Here is a 19,062-nt window from a genome sequence, read left to right on the forward strand (position 1 = left end):
AGCCCAGACGGGGCGGGCATTACCCGCCCCGCAAGCTGCTCGGCCACAGGACGAACGCGTCCCGGTCGGATTCGGCGCCGATGCGCCGGAACAAGTCCGCGGCTTCCGTACGCGGAGCAGCCGTCCCGTTCCAGCTGTCCACCACGATTTTCCGCAAGCCCGACTGCTTCAGCATAACGCGCACCGCCTCCAGCACAACCTCCGTCTCTCCGCCTTCTTCCAGCCCTTCGCGGTCGATCGTCACGAATCGTTTGCCGTTATTCTCGATCCACAGCACCCATTTCCCGTTGAGGAATACCAGGTAGTTGCCGGTTTTGCGAGCAAACGACGGCTTGTCCTTCCCCTTGTCCGTCTCCGGCCATTTCAGCAGCGAGCCGTAAGGATTCGCCGGATCGACGGACGACAGCACCACAACTCCCGCATCGCCCGCCTGAGCGGGCTGCCGCAGCCGTTCCACTGTCTGTGGGGCGGCCACCTGCATATGGGGGATGCCTTCGATCCAGAAGCCGCGCGCCACCATCCCCCAATCCTCGAGCTTGCGGATCGTGTCCTGCAGTCGTCCGGGCTCGGCTGGCAGATGACGGCCGATGACGTCTCTCGTAATAACCCCGTAGCTTTGCAGCAGATGATGAATCCAGGCAACGACCCTTTTCTCCTCCGCGCCGCCGTCTTTGACCTTCGCACCGGCAGCGCCGTTCTTGCTCACGCCGGCCGGCAGATCGCCGACGTCCCCGCCGTCGATCGCATACCAGCGGCCGAGACCGGACTGGAACCCTTTGCGGGAAGACGCGCGCACGCCGGAGCCGTGCAGCCGGATCGGGGCGAATTGGTCGTTGGAAACCCGCCCGTCCCAGACGAGCCTGAGCAGCTTTTCCATCAATTCGGAGGGCGGCAGCCCGGTCTCGCGGCTCAGTCCTGTCAGGAAGCTTGCCCCTTTCGTTTGGAGCAGCATCAGCAGTTCGGGCTCGGAAGCCGGTTCTCCGGCGGTTGTCCACGGCGCGTAAAGCTCCCGCGATTCGGCCAGGTAAAAGGCGATCCGCCCTTCCTTCTCCCCCTCCTCTTTGCGTCCGAACCAGACGACCTCGCCGCCCGCGCACAGCAGGTCGAGCATATCTTTGCGGTAGTCCGCCACACGGACCGGGAAGACGAACGATTCCCAATGCGACAACGGCAAGTAGATCCCTTGCAGCACCGCGATCGCTTCTCGCAGCCCGTCGCTGCCGGTCAACCGTTCGCCGGGCAGCACCCGCTGGATGCCGAGCAGCAAGCGGCAGTAGCGGGCCGGATCGACCGGCTCCACCCGTTTGCGCATCTGACCGATCGAGAATCGCAGCAGACGGGCCGCCGCGCTCCGGCTCGTCCATAACGCCTCGTCGGGCGAGCCCGCAAAGGGCGATCGCTCGATCGTGCCGTCCTGTGTCCACCGGTCGATCCACGCGTCCGCTTCGACGGCTCCCAAACCGTAACGAGCGGCAAGCTGCTCGGAGGTAAAGGCGATTTGCCGCTCTGCGTACCGCCGCAAAATAAACGACGCCGACACCGGATCGTCATCGAACGTCCGATACGTCTCCGTCTCGTCCCCGCAAATCCACCGGCTTTCGCCTCCTGCCTGCACCGCATGAATGCGATCCCGCTTGCGCAAAAGCTCAATGGCTTGCTCCGCCGAGCCATCCGTCCCGATCCGGCTGCGGATTTCCGCCGCGGTCAGGTCGCCCTGCCTTTTCAGCAGACGATACAGCCGTTCCTCCGCGGGGAGCTGCCGGTAGCGCGGCTGCACATCCTCGCCGCCGGCTTCTTGTCCGTCTTCCTCTCTAGCGGGCTCAGACGAACCCGTCTCCGCTCCGGAGCTCGGATCTGCCGTCCCGTCGATCCACGCCTGCGCTTCTTCTGCATCCATCAGTCCCTGGAACGCCGCAGGCTCGAAAAACTGGCCGGCCAGCTGCTTGCTGACCGTCAGCAGCCGGTATTGGATATCCTGCGGCACCGCATCGGATTCGTACAGCACCGTATTGACAAACTCCCATACGAACTGAGACGCGAACGGCGACGGATACCCGCTTTGCCGCGATTCGAGGCGAATAGCGCCGCTGTGCAGACCGTGCAGCAGCTCCTTGACCCGCTGCGGGGCAAGCGATTCGTACATGCAGATGCGCATCGTTTCGCGGATGAACGGGAAGCGGTCGGCATACGGCAGCGATTCCTCCAGCAGCCGCTCGCTTCTCATCCGCTGCTGCCAAAGCGGTACGCGCGTAAAGCCGCGGGCCAGCATCAGCGAGGTTTGCGCCAGATGACGGAACGTGATGCCGAACAGCGGAGAGGACGGGATCGATTCGGCTATCAGCTCCTCCAGGTTGTCCTCGCGGACGTTCATCCATAGATCGGCATATTCTTGCTTCCAATCCTGAAAAATAAACTCGATGCCGTTGTCCCTGACATAGGTATATATTTTCGAAGACGACCGCGTCTCGTATAGCCGCTGTAGCGCCAGCTGCCACGTCCGATTCGTGCGCCTGCCGAATACGGTATGAATCACAAGGTGGTGCTTCTTCACTTCGTCCTCGTAGTGCTCGACGACGATCTTGTGCCGGTGCGGCACGGAGCTCGCCGCTCTCTGCGCATCGACAAGGCCCGTCAGCGACCGGGCCGCATGCTCGTCCAGCCGGTACTCGGCCATCAGCCAGGCGACTGTAAGCTGCGTATCCTCGGTTGCAGTTCGGCGCTCCAGCTCCTCCAGCAGTTCGCCCACCTTGCACGAAAGCTCGTACGACCGGCCTTCCCCGTCCCCCCGCCAAAAGGGAATTTCGCTGTAGGCGTTAGCCGGCACCTCGGACGCATAGATGCGGTCGCCCTTGATCGAAACGATCCGGTACGAAGCCGTGCCGAGCTGGAACACGTCGCCCGCGCGGCTCTCGTGGACATATTCCTCATCAAGCTCGCCGATATGTCCTCTTCCATCGGCCAAATAGACCGGGTAAGCGGAGCTTTGCGGGATCGTGCCCGCTCCGGTCAGCACGGCCGCCCTCGTCTGCCGCACACTGCTCAGCATCCCGGAGGCGCGTTCCCATTCGATCAGCGGGCGGCAATGCGGATAATAGCCGGCCAGCACCTGAAGCGCCTCGGTCAGCCTCTCCCGCGAAACGTCATGGAAGCTGTCGCTGCGCCGGAACAGGGCAAGCAGATCGTCGATATGCCATTCACCGTTCGCCACAATCGCAGCGGTCTGCTGACAAAACACATCGATCGAGCCTTCCGGAATACGGATCCGCTCGATGCGGCGGTTGACGATCTCGTTAGCCAACACGGCGCATTCGGCGAGCTGCCCGCGGTGCCGTGCCACGATAATCCCCCGGCTAGTATCGCCGACGGAGTGACCGGCGCGTCCGATGCGCTGGATGCCCGAGGCGGCGGACTGCGGAGAATCGATCTGAATGACGAGATCGACATGGCCGACGTCAATGCCCAGCTCCAGCGACGACGTGGCGACGAGACAGCGCAAGGCGCCGTCCTTCAGCGCCCGCTCCGTGTCCAACCGCCTCTCCCGCGATACGCTCCCGTGGTGGGATCTGGCCGTCTCCGTTCCGGCCAGATCGTTCAAGTGCAGCGTCACCCGCTCGCACAGCCGACGGTTGTTCACGAAGATGAGCACCGAGCGGCTGCCTTCCATCATCGTCCACAGCCGCGCCGCGATAAAGGCCCATACCTCCGTCCGTTTGCCCCGCACGGCCGGCAGCTCCGGCAGCGTCACCGACACCTCGAACGTTTTGGCCATGGCGCTCTGCACGATGGTTACCGGTCGGGCGGCAAGCTCCGTCGTTCCGTCCTTCCCAGCGCTCTCTTCCGCGGTCCAGCCGCCCAAGTAGCGCGCGACGCGCTCCATCGGGTTGATCGTCGCCGATATGCCGATACGCTGGAGCGGACGTCCGCACAGCTGCTCCAGCCGCTCCAGCGAGACCGATAAATGCATGCCCCGCTTGTCTTCGGCCAGATCGTGGATCTCGTCGACGATCACCTGCTCGACGGTCGTCAGCGTGTGCCGCGCCTTCTCGGAAGCCAGCAATATATACAGCGACTCCGGAGTAGTCACCAGCACATCGGGAGGATGGCGCAGCATCGACGCCCGCGTGCTTTGCGTCGTATCTCCCGTCCGTACGCCTGCCCCGATGGCGCTCCACGGCTTGCCGGTCTCCTCCGCATACCGCCGGCCGTAAGGCTCCAGCTCTCGTATAAATCCGAGCAGGTGGTCGTGAATATCGTTGTTCAGCGCCTTCAGAGGCGTTACGTACAGCAGCCGCACGCCCGGCTGCGCCGCATCGCTTTTGGCGAAGGCGATTTTGTTCAGGCACGGCAGCAGCCCCGCCAACGTTTTGCCCGATCCCGTAGGGGCGGCCAGCAGCACGTTGCGGCCGGACATGACCGGCTCCCACGTCCTTGCCTGTATGTCGGTCGGTTCGCCGAATTTGTCGCGGAACCATTCCCCCAGGACGGGATGGCAGTCTCGACCCGGACCCCCGCGGTAATCGATATGTGCGTTGTCGCTCATCCCGTCTGCGCCGCCTTTCCGTTTCCGAACGAATATATGTTCCGATTATTATATCACGGGTTTCCTAAAAATAGAAAAGCTTCCTCCGCCAACGGACGGAAAGGTAACATTTCATCCAATCGGATAAAGCGATGACCACCTTGCTTATGAAGATAGCGGGAGAAGCCTCTGGAAAAAAATGCTGGAAGAGCATTTCCTTTCACGTTAATATAGTAACAAAGGAGTGATTTTCACGTGAACAATTCCGATTTGACAACTCGCAGCTTTTCTACAGCGGAGGCAAAGTCCGCACTCTCGGCGACGGCTTCGGAGCAAACCGATTTCGTCCGCCTGCTCCGCGAGCATAATGAGAGCGCTGCCACCCTGTATGCGAAAGTATCCGGCGACCGCTGCATCGAGGTGCTCGTTCCGTTCAAAGGAAAGCGCTGCGCCCATTATGGCTTCGGCAAAGACAAGCACGACGACTTCATCCTGTTCCGCGACGGCGCTGTCTCCGAGCTGGAGGCAGACTCTACGCCCGCAGGCGGCGAAGAATACCTCGCTCACAAAAAATTCGAAGTGCTTCAGTCCTGGAGCAACAAGGAATTCGCTCTTAGCGTCTCCCCCGCGGGGTCCGGCTTCAAACACCAGTGGCTGCCCGAGCACAATCGCACCGGGACCGTATTTGCCGGTTCGCAGCATATTTGGTTCGACGATACGGAAATAACGGATTGGAGCGCCGAACCATCGTTTCGGAAAGTCCTGTCGGTTCGCATCGAGCAGCGCATGATGGCCAGACATCCGGACGAGCCGTCGTCTCCGCTGGCAGAAATCGATTGCTGGCACACGATAGACCGTAACGGCGTTTCCGTCCGCAGCGAGATCCGTTGGCTTCGCCCGGTGTCCATCGCGGCCGGCTACGGCATGATGTTCCCCGTAGACGGTTCGTTCCCCCGATCGCTCGTGACCGGCCTTGGGTATACTTACGAGGCAACCGCGACAGACAACAGCAGCACCGATCTGATCGATGACGACCGCTCGCGCAGCTATGCCTACCTGCATCGCGCAGCAGGCACGGAAACGGCGGATCGTTCGGCAGCCGACATCGTAGTCGCCATGAACGTCGACGACATTGCCGCGACATTCCGATACGGCCAGGAAGGCCGCCGCAACAATAAACCGATGGTCTGGCTGCAGCACCGCAATGCGTCGATCCAGAAGCTGTACCCACACGTCTACGAACATTACACGGCGAATAGCGGAGAAACGTACGAAGCTTCGGGCGTCTATTTCATCGGGGAGCTGCCGCAAGCGCTATATAAGCGCTGATCCCGGTCAAGCGATTGCCGTCATGCAGAACCCCCGCGAGCCGGGAGCTGCGCGTGGGGCGAAACCTAAAAAAACAATACCCGCAGGCTGCCGGCCTGCGGGTACTTTTGCATCTAAACTTTTGCATCTAAACGAGGGAGGAAAGGCCATATGGATGAGCTTGGACCGTGAAACGTCGTTTGATACAGTTGGGCGCGGGTTCGCGCTGCTTGGGCATGGGTCGCGCTTGGGCACAGGTTCGCGCTGATTAGGCCCGCATCAGCATCGTCCCTGCGCGTACCGCGAAGCCAGTACCAATACGGAAGCAGACGCATTTACTCCTGCAAATACGTGCTGACCTTGTTTTGCACGGACTTGGCTGCTTCTTCGACCGACTTTTGCCCGGAGAAGAAGGAGGCAACCTCCTGATCGATAATGGCTTTCACCTTGGGATCGGTCTCTGCATAAAACCGGAGCTCGGACAACGACTGTTCGATTTTGTCGATATCTTGCTGCGTCGGCGGTTGCGGCTTGATCGCTTTGCCGTCTTTGCCCATCATCGTGATTTGCGCCTTTCCGTCGCTTTTGCCGATTTCGTTCAGCTGCGACTGCCGTTCCGCGCTCGCTTTGCGGTTGACGGCAAATCCGTTCAAATCGCGGGCTTTCTGCATATCTTCGGATAACATAAACTTAATAAATTCCCACGCCTCTTTCTTATGACTCGACTTGGCGTTGAGCGAAAGAAGCATATCCGACGTGAACGAGGCTCCGCGGATATCCGCATAGGAAGGCAGGTTGTACAAAGCCACTTTGCCATCGAAAAGCGTCTTCATAAACAGAACCATGTCTTCATATTGAAGCGGAGCGAAGCTTTGGAACAAGACGTTAGCCCGGTCGAGCGGCTCCGCGCTTACAAGCTTGTTGTCGATCATCGCCTTGCTTAGCTTCAGCATTTCCGTAAACAGCGAAACGTCGAACTTTTTATTCGAATAGTCGACGAGCTTGCTGTAGCTGGAATCGACCATCTTGGCGAGCAGCGCGGCCCCGTCGACGTCCACGAAACCGTATGTATTTTGAATGCCGTTTTTGCTGCCGTCCCGGACGAGCGACTCGACGACGCCCTTGAAGTCGTCCCATGTCCATTTGGCGGCGTCGATCTTGACGCCTTCGAGCAGGGCTTGATTGCCGACGAGCCAATTGAGCGATAGCTTCGCGGGCAAAGCGTAAATCGCATTTTTATAAAGCATCGCATCGAATACGTTGGCATAATAATCGTCCCGTTGGAACGAAGCGTCGGTTTTCATCTTATCGCTGATGTTTTCCAGCAGCTTCTTGTCGGCGTACTTCTTATAAGGAAAGCTTCCGTCGGAAACGATGATGTCCGACGCTTTCCCGCTCATCAGCTCGGTATTGACCGTGCTCACGAATTTCTCCGTATCTTTAGGATCCGGCTTCTCCCCGCTCCTCCTGATCATGACGTTGCCTTCCATCTTCGGCGCGGCGATGCTTTCCCGGATTTCGATCTTGATATTCGGATGGCTATCTTCAAATTTTTGCTTCGCCAAATCAAGAAAGCGGTTGGAGGTTTTGACCGAAAGCGTCACGGTAACCGGCCCCGCCGACTCCTCGGCCTTGCCGCCGCTATCCCCCACAGCTGCGGCATCGGGTTGTGCGGACGTACCCGTATTTCCTCCGCAAGCGCTCAAAACCGCCATCGACAAAATCGCGCTCCCTGCAAGCGCCGTTTTGCAACTTTTCATCCACATGTTCCCACACGTCCTTTTTTATGATCCATTTCGCCCGACAGCGCGAGCGGACAACGCGCTTAACACAAACAAACTGACAAAGACGAACAGTTCTTGCGGCCTGACGACATACTCGGTCCCGGCCCACCAGCATGCCGCAGCTGTCGCCGCGACTGCTGCCCCGATACAGGCGGCGAGACGGATGAGACGGTCTGCGGTCGAAAGACCGCCCATCGCCCATTCGCGCACGCCGATTCCTAGCAACGGCAGTCCGATAAGGATCCCGACTGTCGCGAGGCGGGTGACCAGAACGTTAACCCGATCGTATACCAGCTCGCCGGACGATGCGACGTAGCCCATAGCACCTACTTGACGCTGCCACCATTCCAGCCTTTTATCGCGATAAAAGGTCCAATCGATCAGTTCGTCGGGAACGAGCTCGTCGGGAATGTAAAACCGGTGCCGGACGGCCATCCCCAGCATGAATGCGCAAGCCATCAGTCCGATAAGCGCGGCGGCGTCGACCGCCAGAGCCGACTTGCCCTTCCGCACAACGTCCGGCCAATCATCGGTTGACAGACCTCTGCGCATGAACGCGACGGTCCGTTTCAGACGACCCCAGGCCAACCGGACGCCTAGCAGCAATCCCGTAACACCGGCCGTCGCAAGCAGCAGTTTCGGCTTCTGGTCGACCCAATTTTGCTCGGCCGCATAATTGACAATCTTGTAACGCGAAGGCGGCTTGCCGATTGCTGCCAAAGCCTTGCGCACCTCGTCCGTTCCGGTAACCGCGGCGGTCGGACCGGCGGCAAGCTCGATTGTCGTGATTTGGACCGCCGGGTCCAGCTCGATCAGCGTCGTGATCGGCACAAGCAAGTCCGGTTTGCCGTTATCCGTCATCCGGCGAAGCAGCGTATCGGGCTCCTCGTAAACGCCGACGATTTTGAAGGTAGCCCCCAATAGTTGCACCGTCATGCCGACAACATCGCGGGTACGGAACAATTGGTCCGCCAGCCGCGAACTGATCGCCGTAACCCGGCTATACTCCTCTATCGACTGAGCCGCGATCGGACTGCCGCGATACATCCGCAAATTCGCGAAGCTGCCGGTTCGTCCGCCGACGCCGACGACGTCCGCCTCGATGCTGCGGTCTCCCCCCGTTACGGCGGCCGGCGTGCGTGCGGAATACGTTATGGGCCGCTCCCATCGCTCCGCCAGCTTCTCGGCTTCGCGAATCGTCAGCCGTGCGGAGCCGGTCGGATCGGCGGCCAGATCGACGTTGACCGACAAGGCGGCGAGCGATTGCGGACCGCTCATATCGCGCCACTGCGCAAGGAACGATTCCGACAATCCGCTGGCGGCAATCAATAGAAGAACGCCGACGAATACGATCCACGAAGACAGACGAATACGTCTCATGTCGTCCCCCTCCTCATTGCGCCATCATGACGCGGTCCCCGTCTTGAACCGGCTTGCTGTTCGTTACGATCACTTTATCGATCGGGCTTATACCGCTTGCGATCTCCGCTTTGTGATCATCGGAGTCGGGAATCGTAACGGCGGCGCGCTGGGCGTAAAACTCGCTGCCTAGCGGTCCCTTTTTCTCCTTCAGCACGAGCACATACTTGCCGCCGTCGTCTTCCCGCACCGCTGCATTGGACACGAGCTGTCTCGATGACGGCATCTTCTTGGAGGCAAACAGCTCGCCTTCTTCTCCGCCCGTCAGCCTGTCATCGTTCAACACGACGATCAGTTCCTTCCGCGACGACGAAGCTGAGGCGCTCTTGCCGGTCTGGCTGCCTGCACTGGATACGGGATCGCGGATGGTGTCCAGTCTGCCTTTCAGCCGGGCATTGTGTAAAGAGGAGACGACCACTTCGACCTCGTCGCCGACGCTTACATATTTCGCCTTGGACGCGTCGACCGTCGTAACGAACTGGAACCCTTTGGCCTCATCCGTTACCCGGGCGATCGGACGGCCGCTTTGCGGAGCAAGCCCGGCCGAGGCGTTCAACTCGACCACCGTTCCGGATACGCTTGACACGAGCGCCGCACCTTGCTCCAGCTGCCCGCGAAGCTGCTTCAGCTTGCGCTCCTGAATTTGCAAATCGAGCTTGGCGCTCTCCAGATCCCGCTCGACCGACCGGCTTTGCAGCGCGTTGCCGTTCCTCTCCGCTTCGATCAGGCCGTCCTGCAGCTTTCCGATCGAGAGCTTCTTCTGCTCGTAACGCGCTTCCTCGTCTAATAGCGTGCTGCGGGCATCCGCGGTTCTGAACGTGGCGATCGTCTGACCTGCGGTTACACGGTCGCCGACTTTGACGAACACCTGATCGACCGTCCAGCGGGTGTCCAGGTTCAAATCGGCGATTTCCGCCACTTCAACCGTTCCCGTGCCGGTCACGTCATGCGACAGAAAGCCGGGCGCCGCTTGCTCCACGATCACCTGCGGCAAGGAGAAATGAAGCAGCGTATTGGAGAATAACGTAAGTGCAACCATCAGGAAAGCGAAGGCGGTAATGACATTGCGGACGGCACGTTTGTGGACGGACGCGGCAAGCGGCTGCTGTTGTTGCTGAAGCTGATGTTCCACCGACTCCATAGCGGTTCGTTTTCCTCCATTCTCTTGTCCTCGTTTTTCTTACCCCCGGCGCGTTTCACAGCCTCTTAGCCCTTAATGCCCGACAGTTGGATGCCCTCGATCAAATACTGCTCGGCGTACAGCATCATCAGCAGCATCGGAGCCATATAGATGGCAGAGGCGGCAAAGGCAATCCCCCGTTCCCCTTCCCCGATGGCCGACAAATAAACCGACAACGGCTGCTTCACCGCATCGCGCAAAAAGATGAGCGGCTGCTCGACCATATTCCAATTGTCGACAAATGCCAGTATGGCAAGGGCGGCGAGCCCCGGCTTGCACATCGGCAGCACGATGCGGACGAAAATGCGGAAATGGCCGGCCCCGTCCGCACGGGCCGCTTCGATATAGCTGTAAGGGACTACGAGCATAAACTGCCGCATCAGAAACACCCCGAACGCTCCGAAAATGCCGGGGAGGATAATCGCCAAGTGCGAGTTCAGCAAGCCGAGCTTGTCGGCCACGATGAAATTCGGCACGAGCGTGACCTGAAACGGCATGAGCATCGTGACGATGTACAGGAAGAACAGCGGCTCCCTCAGCCGGAAGCGGAGCTGCGTGAAGGCATAGCCGGCAAGTGAAGCAATGACGACTTGTCCGGCGATGATCGGAACGACCACCCGCACGGAATTCCAAAACATCAGTAAAAACTGCTGTTTTTTGACGAGTACCCCGTAGTATTGCGACAGCGTCACTTTATCGGGAATCCACTTCACATTCACGTAAGAGCCGGAAATTCTGGGATCGTTGCCCTTCTCGCCATGCTTGGAAATCGCGTAAAAATGGGCGGATATTTCGCCTTCGGTCATCAGCGAATTCGTAAGCGTGAGCACGATCGGAAAGACGAATAGGCCAACCAGCCCGAGCAAAATGACGGTAAGCGCCAACTTACGCGCATCGGCCCGAAGCTTGGCTCTCCTTCGCTTCCAAGCTCTTTCCCTCACGCGGAGCGCTGAAGGACCGGCACTTGCGACGAAAGGGGAATTGTCATCATATGGCGAAGCGTCTTTCTGTTGCAAGGTTTCACTCCATTCCTTGAAAAGCGGCATTTCGGAGCGAACGTTGGGGCCGCGCCGCTCACCCGAGCGTACGAGCTATCCGGCGTTCCACCATAAACAAGACGAATACAATGGCGACGATCGCGGCCGCCATCAAGAACGCCGCACTGGTCAGCTTCTGGTAGTCGAGCGATTTGAACATGTTGTTCATGTAATGCTGCAGCATATAAATGCGCTCCTGGGGGTATTCGCCGGCGATCATGTACGTTTCGCGAAACACTTTGAACGAGTTGACGATCGACATCAGGAAGACGAAAAAGGCCGTCGGCGTCAAATAAACAAGCGTAATCGAGCGCCACTGGCGAAGCCTGCCGGCTCCGTCAATCGACGCCGCTTCGTAGTAGTCCGCCGGAATATTTTGCAAACCGGCGAGAAACAGCACCATGTTGTAGCCGACATTTTTCCACAAATAGACGATGACGACGACCCAGAACGCCATGTCGCTCTCCATCCAATCTTTCGGCGCATAGCCGAATTCGTGCAGCCAGCCGTTGAGGCTGCCGTTCAAGTCGAACAGCGCTTGCCAGACGAGCACGACGGAAGCGACCGGAATGACGAGCGGCGCCAGAAAGCCGATGCGAAGCCAATTGCGCATATAGACGTTGCGGTTCAGCAGCATCGCGAGCAGCAGAGAGAGCAGCATATTCAAAGGCACGCTTACGGAAGTGAACAGAAGCGTATTCACCGCCGCCCGGCGAAATACGGCGTTGCCGAGCAGCTCGGCGTAATTGCGAAGCCCTACGAACGCTCCGTCGATCGGCGTGTCTACGAGCGAGTAATAAAACCCGATGCCAAACGGGATTAAGAAAAAAACGGCGAATCCGGCCAAGCTCGGGGCAAGAAACATGCCGGCCGTCCAACCGTCACTAAACCACAGTCGACCGCGGAAGCGTGCGCGCTTCGGCTTCCGGCTTTCGTCCGCTTGCCGGACGGCTTTTCCCCGGCGACGGAGACGTACCGGACCGATTCGCGGCCATGCGCGTTTCCAGCGCGAGCTCATGTTCGACAAGTCCTCCTTTCGACTGTTTCTGCGCCAAAGGGGTGCGACATTATCGTAATCGGTCAATGTGACAACTATGTGTCACGGTGCTACAATGGGGTCGGGAGAGTGGAAGAAATGAGCAAAACGATCTTGATTGTGGAAGACGAAGCGAAAATGCGCAGACTGCTCGTCGATTATTTAAGCCACGAAGGATTCGCAACGATTGAGGCGGCCAACGGCCAGGCGGCGATGGAACGGTTCGGCGCAAACCGCGTAGATCTGGTCATTCTGGACGTGATGATGCCGTTTATGGACGGCTTCGCCGTATGCGAGGCGATACGCCAAAAGTCCGACGTGCTGATCGTGCTGCTGACCGCCAAGTCGGAGGAATACGACAAGCTGCAGGGGTATGGACGGGGCGCCGACGATTATGTAACCAAACCGTTCAGCCCGAAAGTGCTTGTCGCCAAAATCAAAGCGTTGTTCAAACGGCTGGACGGCGACAACGAAGCGCCGACCAATCCAATCGTACGGCTGGGCGAGCTGGAGTTGGACCTGGACGGTCATGAAATCCGGCTGGACAATCGTCCGCTCTCTTTCACGCGCAAAGAATACGAGCTGCTGCTCTACTTATATCGCAACCCGAACATCACCCTGTCCCGGGAGCAAATATTGGACCAGGTATGGGGATACGGTTATGAAGGGGACGCCCGAACGGTGGATACACATATCAAACGGCTGAGGCAGAAGCTGGAGCATAAAGCCGACCTGATCGCCACGGTGAAAGGGTTCGGATACAAGTTCGGGGTGAGACGATGATAAGCCGCTTCAACAAAATTTCGACGAAGCTGTTCGTGCTCACCTCGCTGTTTCTCGTCCTGTTTTTTACGCTGCTTATGGTCGTGCAGTCCAGCTTCTTCGAATCGTATTACGAGCGCAAAAAAATAAACGAGCTGAAAAGCGCGCTCGTGACGTTCCGCGACAGCAATTACACCTCGTCGGATATCGTGGATACGTTGACCGAAAAATTTCAGGAATTCGAAAAGGTTTACTCCGCTACTTTGGCAATCGGCCAAATGAAAGACGGCTCGCTTCTTCTCGGGACCCAGCCGCGGTTGACGATCGTACAGACGGTAGATAAAAACGGCAACTTCCTCCAAAGCAAGCAGCAGCTGATCAAAACGACCGTCCCGGATAACGGCCCGTCCATCGCGCTATCCGCCATGAACCGCTGGAAGAGTGACGCGGGACTCGTTCGCCGGGTGCTGGATCTGGGGGAAACGGTTTCGTTCGTCAATAAAAGCGCGGAAATGGGCCCGAATGCGATCGCCGCCATCGCCCCGCTGAAGAACGGGACGGCAACCGAACATGTGCTGCTCGCGGTCGCCTCCCTGCAGCCGGTGGGCGAAGCGGCAAGCATCGTCAAAGACTTCTACATCTACTTCCTCGCTCTCGCCATCGCTCTTATCGTGCTGCTAACTTATGTGTTCTCGCGGATGATCTCCCGTCCGCTCGTCGATCTGAACAATGCCGCGGCGCGAATGGCGAAACTCGACTTTACCGCCAAATGCGCCGCCGACTCCCGGGACGAGATCGGCAGCTTGGGCGGAACGCTCAACTTCTTGTCGCAAAACTTGAAGGATACGCTCGGCCAGCTGCATACCGCCAACGAACAGTTGATGGCCGACATCGAGAACGAGAAGCGGCTGGAGAGGCTGCGTCGGGAATTCGTAGCCAGCGTCTCCCATGAGCTGAAAACGCCGATCAGCCTGATCGGCGGCTACGTGGAGGGGTTGAAGGACGGCATTGCGGAAGGAGAACGGCGGGAAGAATATTTGGACGTGATCGCGGAAGAGACGGAACGAATGGCTAATATCGTGGGGGATATGCTGGATTTGTCCCAGCTCGAATCGGGTAAGTTCAACCTGCGTAAAGAGCCGTTTCGCATCGGAGCGCTGGCCGAATCGCTGACGGATAAAATGTTCGTGGAACTCGCGAAAAAGCGGATCAGCTGCGAGGTCGATCTGGAGGATGCGGACGCGACCGTCATCGGCGACGAGTTCCGTATCGGGCAAGTGCTGACCAATTTGCTCAGCAACGCGATCAAGCATGCCGCGGAAATGGGTAAAATCCGCATCCGCACCTTGGAAGGACCGGGAAGCGGCGTACCCGGCATGGCCGGCACGCTTCGCATCGAGGTGTACAACGACGGCGAACCGATACCCGCGGAGGAGCTGCCGCATATTTGGAACACCTTCTATACGGTGGACAAATCGGGCAGCCGCCAGTTCGGCGGCTCCGGCATCGGCCTTGCCATCGTGAAAAACATCCTGTCTTTGCATGGCAGCGAATTCGGCGTCCGAAACGAGCCGGGCGGCGTCCTCTTCTATTTTACGCTACCGCTCTCGGATGAAAACGAATCGGGCGCCTGATGCAGCTTATGCGGCACAATCGCTTACGCAATGGAAGTCGGAGCGCCGAACGGACTTGCATATTCCGGAATCGCCGACAAAATAGCGGCGGCCCCTTCGTCGTCCAGTTGACCGAACCGCTCCACGGCGGCGACGATTTTCGGAAACAGCTCCACGTCCCCGGCGCTCGCAAAGGCGTTGACCCCTTCCTGCGCCAAAGCGAAATGAACGCAGGCATCGATTTCGCGCTGGTCGTCGAACGGCTCGTACCACGTAGCGTGATTGCGGACTTGGCCGACAGCCCAGGGGCCTTTGGCGATCGCTTTGATCACGCGCAGCGGGACGTTCCTCCGTTTCGTTTCGCTGACTAGGGAATCGAACGCTTGTCGGTATGGAGGCAGCCCGTACAGGAAATAGTTATGCGGCGTCAGAACCGTTTCAAAATCGAAGCGACGAAGCGCTTCCAGATGGACCGCCGGAGCGAGGTGTCCATGGCCGGTTATGCCGATATGGCCGACGAGCCCTTCCCGCTTCGCTTCGAGGGCGGCTTCCAGAGCGCCTCCCGGGGCCAGACACTTGTCCAGCTCTTCCAGCGTACCGACGGCATGCAGTTGGAGCAGATCGATGCGGTCGATGCGCAGCCGCTCGAGCGAGCGATGAATATCCTCCTTCGCTCCGCTATGCGTCCGCTGCGTCGTTTTTGTCGCCAAGAATACGTCTTTGCGAATTTGCGGCAGCCACTTGCCGAGCCTAAGCTCCGAGTCTCCATAGCTCGCCGCCGTATCGATATGGTTCACTCCGTGCGCAAGCGCAAACTCGATCGAGCGGTCCGCGTCGGCCTCCGTCACTTGTCCCAGCTTGGCGCCGCCGAACAGCAGCACCGAGCTTTCGAAGCCGATCGCACCCATCTTCCGTTTCAGCATCACATACGCCTCCTTTTGTCTCCACTATACGCCTTGTGCCGGTTAAACGAAAGCGAACCCCCTCCGGCTTGACCTGGTTGCCTGTCCCATGCATTGGACGTTTCCCGCCCTTCCCTTCGCATACTGGTCGTCTACGAGCAGTCGGTGGCGGAAACCGGGTCAGCAATATCGGGCATGCGGCCAACTTGGCAGTACGGGGGATTTTTCGTTCAAGAGCGCAATCCGAGCAGCGAGACGGCATTGCCGCGGCATAAGGCGGCGCGTTCCTCCTCGTCGATAGGCGCCGCTGCGAGCTGAAGCGCTGTCGCTTCCGGCACTTGTATCGGCCAGCAGGAACCGTACCCGAAGCGCCCGGCCTCTCCTTTGCGGCATAGCCCGGCGATCGCCCCGATCGGACCGTTGGTGAACCACAGGTCGAGCAATATTCGTTTCTCCCGCTCTTCCCTTTCATCGTCGTTCAAATATTCGGTAATGTCTGTCCACTCCTGCGCTCTCAAGCCGCTTAACACGATCGGTACGTCCTCTGCTCTGCGCAGCAGCTCCATCACCTCGTGATACGGAACGTTGTCGACCGGATATCGCGGGTGAACGAGCCGCTCGTCCTCCAATCGGACGCACAGATGAAGCGGCAGCCCGTATCGTCCCACGCGCTTGACCAGCTCCGTCGCACTCGGCGACGCCACGCTGTAACGATGATAGCCGGGGACGAGACGAATGCCGCGAGCACCGGCGCCGACTGCCCAATCCAGCTCCCGTTCCCACCCGGCCTCTTCCGGATTGACGATCGCGTACGGCCATAGCCGTTTGTCGGCGGAGCAGTCGCGGAGCAGCTCTGCGTTGCCTTCATGCGTATCGAAGCCGAATATCGAGGCGATATGGCTGACGCAGACGCCCTCCAGTCCTAGGCGGTCCGCCATCGCCGATACATCCGCGGCAGACGCGCGCACCGGCAGTCGCATCGGCCATTGCCCCATAAACGCGGTCAAATCGATCGCCTTCTGGGCGGTAAAAGGGGCAAGCATGCCCGCCGCCGTCCGGACCGCTTTCCTCGCATCCTCTTCCAAGCCCTTCCCCCGTCCGATTGATTGTTCGCCCTCGTGACCGGTTTCATCTATAGCCGTCATATGTGAAGAGCCTCCTTTGCAAGTTTTTTAGCATGCCCGCTCGTCGCCGTATCGGTACAGATCCGTTCCGGCCGCTCCAACGCTCGAAAGTACCCGCTGCGGAAGAGGCGTCATCGGCAGAATCTCAGCCGCTTTGTAAAGCCGCACATGCATTCATAGTCAGACCTATATTGTTTTATCGTGGCTGGCAACTACTCCGTCAAGCAAAGCCTGCATATTTCCGCCCATCACCAGATCAAGCTCGTCGTCGTTCAGACCGGCTCCCAGCACTTTGCCTACGTTGCTGGCCAGGCAGATGCCGTACAGGTCCGAACCGAATAACACCCTTTTCGCTCCAAGCCGCCTTACCGCTATGGCTACCTCGCCTCCGCCGATCGGAGTGCCCGACGTATCCGTATATACGTTCGGATAAGGCTCGATCAGTTGGACAGAGCTCTCGACCTGGCCGGACAGATGCGCCATAATGATGCGGGCCTCGGGATAACGCTCGGCCAAGTTCGCCACGTGGGCGGCCGTCGATTCGTAAGGGAGCTGACCTACCGTCTTCCGCCAAGCATGGATCAATATAGGCGCCCGGTATGCGATCGCCTGCTCGATAAACGGGAAGACGAGCGGATCGTCGCACAAGGTAGCGACCCACAGCTTCAAGCCGATCATCCGCTGGTCTTCGATGCGCCGGCGGAAATCGTCCAGCGCCTTCCCGCCGTGGCGCGGATTGACGTAGCAATAGCCGGATACCCGGTCCGGATGACGTTCTATAACCGCGGAAAGGTGATCGTTCGATTCTCGCACCTGATCGAAGGTCGGGCTATACCCCATGCCTACTACAGTCGAGCAGACGAATCGCGTTATACCCAGTCTGTCACCCTCCTGTAACGTTTCCGGATGCAACTGGGCCCCTTGCAAATGCACGTGAGCGTCAATCCAGTTCAAATTGTACTCCCCCTTGGTTCGCCATAATGGTATTTGCACCTCTCCTATACCATTAATTTCAAACCCAGTATAGCCCCATTCCCTGATACCGGCAATGCCCTTTTCATACGTCTATCCCGCTGTCTGCGCATATATTGTAACATTCGGTATTTTAGCGTGTTGGGAGGTGTTTTTGAACATGCAGAGACCTTTTCCGCCGCCTGCTCCTCAACCGCAGCCGCCCCTTTACCAGAAAGCGGTCGGCTTGCTCGGTAGAACGGTCGGCCTGTCGCTGAAAAACGGCCAGGGCATATCCGGCGTTCTTTGCCAGGTACAGGCAAACGAGCTATTCGTGCTGCAATATTTGTACCAGGCGCAATTTGCGACGTTCCACTACCCGCTTCAGGATATCCAGGACATTCACGCTTTCCCGCCGTGCCGACAAGGTCCCACGTACTAATCGGTACGGCACACAGCGTCAGGACGCGACTGGAGCCCGAAAGTCCGTTGTGCAGCGACGGCGGCTTTCGGGCCTCTTGGGCAATATTTCCTTTAGATGAAAATGTGGGGCGGATTTCCTTTCATGTAAACATTTTGCCAATGAAATCTCTTCCTAGTAAGGATACAATTACTTCTGGGAGGGATGACATGAAAAAAAAGATTGTGAGTATCATTTCCATCGCAGCCTTGTCACTGACCATATCCACGAGCGCCTTCGCGGCCACGGGTACGGTGGAGCGCGGCGTCAATTTCCGCTCGGCGCCTTCTACCAACAGCTCGGTCTATCAACTGATCCACGCAGGATCAAAGGTAGAGATTTTGAATCAGGTCAATTCGTATTGGTATCAAATATCGTATAACGGCAAAACCGGCTATGTCTCGAGCGACTATGTCCGATCGTCGGGAAGCACGACCCCAGGCACTCCGTCGGGCGGCTCGCCTAGCGCGAACGCCAAGGCCGACCGCATCATCGCTCACGCTCAGGCGCTGAAGGGCGTCGTGCACTACTCGTTCGGCGTCAACAAACCGACCTCGGTCATGGACTGCTCGGCCTTTACGAAGTACGTGTTCGGCCTAGAGGGCGTCTCGCTCAAGTGGGGAACCCGCTATCAGAAAGACGCGGGCAGCTACGTTGCCAAGGGCAACCTGAAAAAAGGCGATCTCGTCTTCTTCTGGACAGGCACGTCGGGGACGATCAGCCATGTGGGCATTTACATAGGAAACGGACAGTTTATCCATAACAGTCCGTCATTTAACGGGGTCGGCACATCGTCGCTGACGTCCGGCTACTGGTCCGATCATTACATAACGGCACGCCGCGTGCTGTAAAACCGTCTAAAGCCCGGATGCGCCTCATCGCGCATCCGGGCTTTTTGCACGTTCCGCGAACCGCCCGATGCTTTCCCTTACGGCCGGGTACTGTGCTACAATAGGAGCTATCAGTC

The 19,062-nt window shown here is 58.6% G+C and carries 14 protein-coding genes; 5 read left to right on the top strand and 9 right to left on the bottom strand.

Annotated features, from left to right (window positions below; translation table 11 throughout):
* Positions 1-19: 19 nt before the first annotated feature.
* The gene (locus ABD796_RS14415) at positions 20-4,540 is read right to left on the bottom strand and encodes a DEAD/DEAH box helicase (protein WP_344908800.1); all 4,521 of its coding nucleotides are present in this window, start codon (positions 4,538-4,540) and stop codon (positions 20-22) included.
* A 234-nt stretch (positions 4,541-4,774) separates the two neighbouring features.
* Here ABD796_RS14415 and ABD796_RS14420 point away from each other — a divergent pair, with 234 nt between their 5' ends.
* Entirely contained in the window at positions 4,775-5,848 is a 1,074-nt protein-coding gene (locus ABD796_RS14420; protein WP_344908801.1) for a hypothetical protein, read from the top strand.
* A gap of 314 nt (positions 5,849-6,162) precedes the next feature.
* Here ABD796_RS14420 and ABD796_RS14425 read toward each other — a convergent pair whose 3' ends face one another.
* The 5 genes from ABD796_RS14425 to ABD796_RS14445 all read right to left on the bottom strand — a co-directional run bounded on the left by ABD796_RS14425 (position 6,163) and on the right by ABD796_RS14445 (position 12,112).
* Positions 6,163-7,593 carry an ABC transporter substrate-binding protein gene (locus ABD796_RS14425; RefSeq protein WP_344908802.1) on the bottom strand — a complete coding sequence of 477 codons (1,431 nt, stop codon included), beginning with the start codon at positions 7,591-7,593 and terminating at the stop codon, positions 6,163-6,165.
* Between the two features lie 18 nt (positions 7,594-7,611).
* Positions 7,612-8,991: an ABC transporter permease gene (locus tag ABD796_RS14430; RefSeq protein ID WP_344908803.1), complete on the bottom strand. Its 1,380-nt coding sequence runs from the start codon at positions 8,989-8,991 to the stop codon at positions 7,612-7,614.
* 13 nt (positions 8,992-9,004) lie between these two features.
* Positions 9,005-10,171 carry an efflux RND transporter periplasmic adaptor subunit gene (locus ABD796_RS14435; RefSeq protein WP_344908804.1) on the bottom strand — a complete coding sequence of 389 codons (1,167 nt, stop codon included), beginning with the start codon at positions 10,169-10,171 and terminating at the stop codon, positions 9,005-9,007.
* A gap of 65 nt (positions 10,172-10,236) precedes the next feature.
* On the bottom strand, positions 10,237-11,151 hold the full coding sequence (locus ABD796_RS14440; RefSeq protein WP_379120401.1) for a carbohydrate ABC transporter permease: 915 nt from the start codon (positions 11,149-11,151) through the stop codon (positions 10,237-10,239).
* A gap of 133 nt (positions 11,152-11,284) precedes the next feature.
* Positions 11,285-12,112: a carbohydrate ABC transporter permease gene (locus tag ABD796_RS14445; protein WP_344908964.1), complete on the bottom strand. Its 828-nt coding sequence runs from the start codon at positions 12,110-12,112 to the stop codon at positions 11,285-11,287.
* A 270-nt stretch (positions 12,113-12,382) separates the two neighbouring features.
* Between ABD796_RS14445 and ABD796_RS14450 the strand changes: the two genes are divergently transcribed.
* Complete coding sequence (locus ABD796_RS14450; protein WP_344908805.1) at positions 12,383-13,066, top strand: response regulator transcription factor; 684 nt, start codon at positions 12,383-12,385, stop codon at positions 13,064-13,066.
* Positions 13,063-14,679 (top strand): sensor histidine kinase, encoded by a 1,617-nt coding sequence (locus tag ABD796_RS14455; protein WP_344908806.1) that lies wholly within the window; start codon positions 13,063-13,065, stop codon positions 14,677-14,679. Before ABD796_RS14450 ends, ABD796_RS14455 begins: the two co-directional genes overlap by 4 nt.
* Before the next feature lie 23 nt (positions 14,680-14,702).
* On the opposite strand, the gene ABD796_RS14460 is transcribed toward ABD796_RS14455, so the two are convergent.
* From ABD796_RS14460 to ABD796_RS14470, 3 genes are all read right to left on the bottom strand, one after another.
* Positions 14,703-15,581 (bottom strand): aldo/keto reductase, encoded by an 879-nt coding sequence (locus tag ABD796_RS14460; protein ID WP_344908807.1) that lies wholly within the window; start codon positions 15,579-15,581, stop codon positions 14,703-14,705.
* 209 nt (positions 15,582-15,790) lie between these two features.
* On the bottom strand, positions 15,791-16,705 hold the full coding sequence (locus tag ABD796_RS14465; RefSeq protein ID WP_344908808.1) for an amidohydrolase family protein: 915 nt from the start codon (positions 16,703-16,705) through the stop codon (positions 15,791-15,793).
* Between the two features lie 165 nt (positions 16,706-16,870).
* On the bottom strand, positions 16,871-17,638 hold the full coding sequence (locus ABD796_RS14470) for an amidohydrolase family protein (RefSeq protein WP_344908809.1): 768 nt from the start codon (positions 17,636-17,638) through the stop codon (positions 16,871-16,873).
* A gap of 178 nt (positions 17,639-17,816) precedes the next feature.
* Between ABD796_RS14470 and ABD796_RS14475 the strand changes: the two genes are divergently transcribed.
* Both ABD796_RS14475 and ABD796_RS14480 read left to right on the top strand, forming a co-directional pair.
* Positions 17,817-18,077, top strand: coding sequence for a hypothetical protein (locus ABD796_RS14475; protein WP_344908810.1), 261 nt, complete (start codon positions 17,817-17,819; stop codon positions 18,075-18,077).
* A 188-nt stretch (positions 18,078-18,265) separates the two neighbouring features.
* On the top strand, positions 18,266-18,946 hold the full coding sequence (locus ABD796_RS14480) for a C40 family peptidase (RefSeq protein ID WP_344908811.1): 681 nt from the start codon (positions 18,266-18,268) through the stop codon (positions 18,944-18,946).
* Positions 18,947-19,062 lie beyond the last annotated feature (116 nt).

Origin of the sequence: Paenibacillus hodogayensis (assembly GCF_039536325.1) — a bacterium.
In the GTDB taxonomy this organism is placed as follows: Bacteria; Bacillota; Bacilli; order Paenibacillales; family NBRC-103111; genus Paenibacillus_AB; species Paenibacillus_AB hodogayensis.